We start from the raw sequence: 6,000 nt of genomic DNA on the forward strand, positions 1-6,000 counted from the left end.
CCGGCCAGGGACGACCCAGACCCACAGTTCACAACGACAAGGGATGACTACAAATGACAACAGCCGCAGAAGTGCTGAAGGAAATCAAGGACAAGGACGTCAAGTTCGTCGACCTGCGCTTCACCGACCCAAAGGGCAAGATGCAACACGTCACGATGGACGTAGCCCTTGTCGATGAGGAGATGTTCGCCGAAGGCGTGGCATTCGACGGTTCGTCCATCGCCGGCTGGAAAGCGATCAACGAGTCCGACATGATGCTGATCCTGGATCCGGAATCCGCTCACATCGACCCGTTCTTCGCCCAGTCCACCATGGCGTTATTCTGTGACGTGGTCGACCCGGTCACCGGCGAAGGCTACAACCGCGACCCGCGCATGACCGCCAAGAAAGCGGAAGCCTATGTCAAGGCCTCGGGCATCGGCGACACCATCTATGTCGGTCCGGAAGCCGAGTTCTTCATGTTCGACGACGTCCGCTTCAACGCCGACCCCTACAATACAGGTTTCGTGCTGGATTCGGTTGAGCTGCCGTCCAACATGGGGTCCGAATACGAGACTGGAAACCTTGGCCACCGCCCGCGTACCAAAGGCGGCTATTTCCCGGTCCCGCCGATCGACAGTGCCCAGGACATTCGTTCCGAAATGCTCTCCGTGATGGCCGACATGGGCGTGGCAACGGAAAAGCACCACCACGAAGTGGCCGCTGCCCAGCACGAGCTCGGCATGAAGTTCAATACGCTGACGACCTGCGCCGACCACATGCAGATCTACAAGTACGTGGTTCACCAGGTTGCCCACGCCTACGGCAAGACCGCAACGTTCATGCCGAAGCCGGTCTTTGGCGACAACGGCACAGGGATGCACTGCCACCAGTCGATCTGGAAGGACGGCGAGCCGGTCTTCGCGGGCAATCTCTATGCGGACCTTTCGGAAACCTGCCTGTTCTACATCGGCGGTGTTCTGAAGCACGCCAAGGCCCTCAACGCCTTCACCAACCCGTCGACCAACTCCTACAAGCGTCTGGTTCCCGGGTATGAGGCGCCGGTTCTCTTGGCTTACTCGTCGCGCAACCGGTCCGCGTCCTGCCGGATCCCGTTCACCTCGTCGCCAAAAGCCAAGCGCATCGAGGTCCGGTTCCCGGATCCTTCCGCGAACCCCTATCTGTGCTTCTCCGCGCTGCTCATGGCCGGCCTCGACGGGATCAAGAACAAGATCCATCCGGGCGACGCGATGGACAAGAACCTTTACGACCTGCCGCCGGAAGAACTCGCCGAGATCCCGACCGTGTGCGGTTCGCTCCGCGAAGCGCTCGAGAGCCTCGATGCGGACCGGGAGTTCCTGAAGGCTGGCGGCGTGTTCGACGACGACCAGATCGACGCTTACATCGAGCTGAAAATGGAAGAAGTCGAGCGTTTCGAAATGACCCCGCACCCGGTCGAGTTCGACATGTACTACTCCGTCTGATCCCAATCAGGCTCAAGACTGGAAGACCCCGGCCAACAGGCCGGGGTTTTTTGTTGCGGGCAGATCTTTATTGAACCGCCGCAAAGCGCGGGTACGGCGGTTCTGGAGAACCGCGCCTTTTGCAGCGAGACGCCGACCTTTGCACCCTGCCGCAGTGCATTAGGTTGGCAATCCGTCCATTCACCTGACGATGGGATGGGATTAGGGCCCGGTTCGTCAACACGAGAACAAAAACGAACGTGCCTCCGCCCCGCCGCGTTGGTGGGTGTCCCAGCCCTTTACCCTATATTCATGGCGATGCCGGAACAATCGCGCTGAACCCTTGGGAAGCATGCCGTGAAAGTCTTGGCCATCCTTGCGATTTCGCTCCTGGGCCTCGCATCAGCGAAGGCGGCCACCATTACTGTTGAAATCCGAAACCGGCCACCCGACCTGATTGTTGAGGACGGCCGGATTTCCGGACCCGTCTTCCACCTTGTCGAAGCCATCATGGCGGAAACCGGCAACACGGCCAGATATGTGACCGTGCCGTGGAAACGAAGCATCGTTCTTGCACAACAGGGCAAAGCCGGCATGCTCATCCGGCACTCCATGGATGAAGACAGGGCCGCATTTCTGTCTCCGATGCCATATGGCTACGAGCGGCGTGAGGTCTCGTTCATCCGGAGAAAGGACGGCGATGCCGACCCGCGGTCTTTTGACGACCTCGCCCCCTACCTCATCGGCCACAGGGCGGGTGCCTATTATTATCCGCGGTTCAACGAAAGCGGACAGTTGCGGAAGATCGAAGCCACCGACGAAAAAATCCTCATCAAGATGCTCGCCGCCGGGCGCATCGATCTTGTTATCAGCGACAATTCATCCTTGTTCCGGGAGAATGCGGAAGCTGCAGGATTGCCGTTTGACGGACATTTCGAACCCGCGCCCTATAAAGAGGTTCTTTTGAATGGCCGGTATTTTTCTGTGCCAAGAACCGGCGATCACGCCCGGTATTTTGAGGATCTCAATTGCGCGATTTACCAGCTCCGCGTGAACGGAACCGTTGACCGGATTTTCATAGCCGCCGGCCTTGAGCCGCCGATCCAGGCATTCAATGAACCGCACAGCCAGGCTCAAATGGCTGCATGTTCCTGAAAACCATCCTGGCCTGATCGGACCCGGGGCACGCCATCCCCGCGGTTGTTCTGCCGGCACGGATCAATCCAAGGCCGGACCATCCTCTCTTGGATCACCGCCAGCGTTTGGTCGCATCCAGCCACTGCCGGGTACGGGCATCCGGATCCTCAGCGCCGACCACATCCGTGATCACCGCGGCGCTATCCGCCCCGTGCTCGAGCGCGGCGACGGCGCGTTCCGGCGTCAGGCCACCGATCGCGACCAGCGGCATTTCTCCAATCTTCTTCTTCCAGGTCCGCAATTTCTCCAGTCCCTGGGCCTCCCATTTCAGCTGTTTCGCCGTCGTCGGAAAAATTGGCCCCAGCGCGATATAGTCGGGGTCCGCCGCGAGCGCGGCTTCGAGTTCCGGACCGTCATGGGAACTCAGACCGAGTTTCAGGCCGGCGGCCCTGATCGCGGCACGGTCCGCCTCAAGCAGGTCTTCCTGTCCCAGATGCACCCATTGGCAGCCAGCCTCGATCGCTGCTTGCCAGTGATCGTTGATCACCAGCGTGACGCCAAACCGGTCCGCTGCCGCCTTCGCGGTGATGATCTCATGTAACAGGGCCTCGCCCTCCATGTCCTTGACGCGCAGTTGCACCAGCTTGAGGCCGAGCGGTGCAAGCCGGTCGATCCAGGTGGCCCGGCCGACGATGAGGTAAAAGGGATCGAGGGTCATGAGGGCTCCGTTCATGGGCGGCACGGGCGAAAGCGCCCGTTTTCGGGAAGGCCCGACTACGACAGGCAGCGGCAAAACACAATCTTTCGGTCTCGGCTTGGCTTGCCACCCGGGCTTGCCGCCTGGGCTTGCGGGCCGGGCTTGGCTTGCTGACCGCCCCCGTTTCGGGCTGTCGGCGGCGAAGGAAGCGGCCGCCACTCGATCTCTTTGCGCGCCCGGCCGGACAAGCTCGTCCCAGGCACGGAACCGTTGGAATTTACTTTGCCCGCCCATCGGTATAGAGCCACATCCATCGGGTCTGCCCCCGGATCGGATTGACAAACATGGACATGGCACATGAGCGAGTACACATCGGAGTTTTTGACGGTTTTGTCCGAGCGCGGATATATCCATCAGGTGTCCGATCCAAAGGGGCTGGACGCGCTGTGCGCCAAGGAAACGGTGACTGCCTATATCGGATTTGATTGCACGGCCCCGAGTCTTCATGTCGGGTCGCTTGTCCAGATCATGATGATGTACTGGCTCCAGCAGACCGGGCACCGTCCGATTGCCCTGATGGGCTCCGGCACGACGCGGGTCGGTGATCCGACCGGCAAGGATGAAAGCCGGAAAGTGCTGTCGGATGAAACCATCGAGGACAACAAAGCCGGCATCCGGAAGGTGTTCGACAAGCTTCTGACATTCGGTGACGGTCCGACCGACGCTTTGATGATGGACAACGCCGATTGGCTGCTTGGCCTCAACTACATGAATTTCCTGCGCGACATCGGCCGGCATTTCTCCGTTAATCAGATGATCCAGCGCGATTCGGTTCGCCTGCGCCTTGAGCGCGAGCAGCATCTTTCCTTTCTTGAATTCAACTACATGCTGCTGCAGGGCTACGACTTCCTGGAGATCTACAACCGCACCGGCTGCCGCCTGCAGATGGGCGGCTCCGATCAATGGTCGAACATTCTGTCCGGGGTTGATCTGATCCGCCGCAAGGTCGCGGTCGAGGCTTTTGCCCTCACCTCGCCCCTGCTGACGACCTCCTCCGGCGCCAAGATGGGCAAGACCGCCGACGGCGCCGTCTGGCTCAATGAAGAGCAGCTTTCGGCCTATGACTACTGGCAGTATTGGCGGAACACCGAGGACGCGGATGTCGAACGCTTCCTGAAGCTCTTCACCATCTTGCCAATGGACGAGATCAAACGCCTTGCCGCGCTGGAAGGGTCCGAAATCAACGAGGCGAAGAAGATTCTCGCAACCGAGGCTACCGCACTGATGCATGGCCGGAACAAGGCCGAGGAGGCTGCGGAAACAGCGCGCAAGGCTTTCGAGGAAGGCCAGTCAGCCGAAGGCTTGCCGACAGTCGAGATCGCCCGATCCGGGCTGGAAGCCGGGCTCGGCGTTCTGAGCGCCTTCGTTCTCGCCGGTCTTTGCGCCTCGAACGGCGATGTCCGCCGAAACATCAAGGGCGGCGGCGTGAGGATCAACGACGCTGTCGAGCAGGATGCGAACCGCCAGTTGACCCTGGACGACGTAACGGCAGATGGCGTCGTGAAATTGTCGCTGGGCAAGAAGAAGCACGTGTTGCTCAAGCCGGTTTGACGGCGTGACGAACCCGGCCGCCCAACGCGTTCCGCAGCGGCCCTTCGACCGGATCAGTGTCCTGTTCAAGCTTGTATGCACGCCAATTAAGCGAATATTTAATTCGCCGGAAGTACGGTAGGGATGCACAAGAGAAAAGAAATGTGTTTGGCCAAGGAAAAGGATTTGAACGTTTAATTCTATTTCTTGCTTCAATCTGGCCAAAAACACATGGGGGAAACACAGATGCGGCGCGGAAAGATCTTGCATTCCAGAGCCTTGGGCTTTTTGTGCTGCCTTGCCCTGTTTGGAGGGTTCACTCCGCTTGCGTCAGACCGGGCCGAGGCGGATCAGGCAAAACGGCAGATCTCCATGGCCGTCTTTTCCTTTCCGCCCTCGGTCGATATTGTGCAGGGCAAGATCAAGGGATTTCTGCCCGACCACATGTCTGCCGTCGCAACCGAGGCCGGATACGGCATCTCCTTTACCCCCCTTCCCATCCGGCGCTATGTCCACGTTGTCGCGGACGGAAAACACGACCTCCTTTGGGGCGCGAAAAGCTATCCGGAGTTTCAAGGCAAGGTGAACGTCAGTCCCCAGCCGATCGAAGTGCTCCCCTTGAACGTGTATGGTTTGCACAACGTGCCAGAAATCCGGCGCCAGGAGGATTTCGCAGGCAAGTCCCTGGTTCTCATCACGGGATATGACTATGGAGGGCTTGCGGGATATTTGAGGAGCGAGGAAAGCAATGCTCAGGTCTATGATATCCCCGATCACGGGGCGGCCATCAAATTCCTGCTTGCCGGCCGCGCCGACTATCTGCTGAACTACGGTCCCGCCTTTCAAATCAATTCGAAGGGCATCGAGGGCGTGTCGGCTATTCAGCATGCCACCTACCGGAACACACCAATGTTTTTGATCACCTCCAAGATCAAAGATCCCGGCGGACAGTTGCTTGCTGATCTTTGGGAGGCGCACAAGCGGGTCATCTCAAGACCGGATTACCGGGATAACGTACAAAATTTTTCGCACATTTTCAGGTTGGTACGGTTCCCTTTATTCTGATTGAAGGGAGCATGGCATGACTGATGACGACGACGGCAAAGAGATGAGCAACGTGATCCGGATCGATGA

At 59.0% G+C, this 6,000-nt stretch carries 5 protein-coding genes; 4 read left to right on the plus strand and 1 reads right to left on the minus strand.

The window, feature by feature from the left end:
- Window positions 1-53: 53 nt before the first annotated feature.
- Together glnA and F0184_RS17670 are read left to right on the plus strand one after the other, a co-directional pair.
- Window positions 54-1,463, plus strand: a complete 1,410-nt coding sequence (gene glnA / locus F0184_RS17665; protein WP_150497525.1) for a type I glutamate--ammonia ligase — start codon at window positions 54-56, stop codon at window positions 1,461-1,463.
- Window positions 1,464-1,799: 336 nt separating this feature from the next.
- The gene (locus F0184_RS17670) at window positions 1,800-2,597 is read left to right on the plus strand and encodes a substrate-binding periplasmic protein (protein WP_150497526.1); all 798 of its coding nucleotides are present in this window, start codon (window positions 1,800-1,802) and stop codon (window positions 2,595-2,597) included.
- Window positions 2,598-2,691: 94 nt separating this feature from the next.
- On the opposite strand, the gene F0184_RS17675 is transcribed toward F0184_RS17670, so the two are convergent.
- A complete protein-coding gene (locus tag F0184_RS17675) occupies window positions 2,692-3,297 on the minus strand; it encodes a thiamine phosphate synthase (protein WP_150497527.1) in 606 nt (201 codons plus the stop codon).
- A gap of 336 nt (window positions 3,298-3,633) precedes the next feature.
- On the opposite strand from F0184_RS17675, the gene tyrS reads away from it, so the two are divergent.
- Window positions 3,634-4,887, plus strand: a complete 1,254-nt coding sequence (gene tyrS / locus F0184_RS17680; RefSeq protein ID WP_150497528.1) for a tyrosine--tRNA ligase — start codon at window positions 3,634-3,636, stop codon at window positions 4,885-4,887.
- Between the two features lie 225 nt (window positions 4,888-5,112).
- A complete protein-coding gene (locus F0184_RS17685) occupies window positions 5,113-5,931 on the plus strand; it encodes a substrate-binding periplasmic protein (protein WP_172972158.1) in 819 nt (272 codons plus the stop codon).
- Window positions 5,932-6,000: the final 69 nt, after the last annotated feature.

The organism is Roseibium aquae (assembly GCF_008711285.1).
Lineage (GTDB): Bacteria > Pseudomonadota > Alphaproteobacteria > Rhizobiales > Stappiaceae > Roseibium > Roseibium aquae.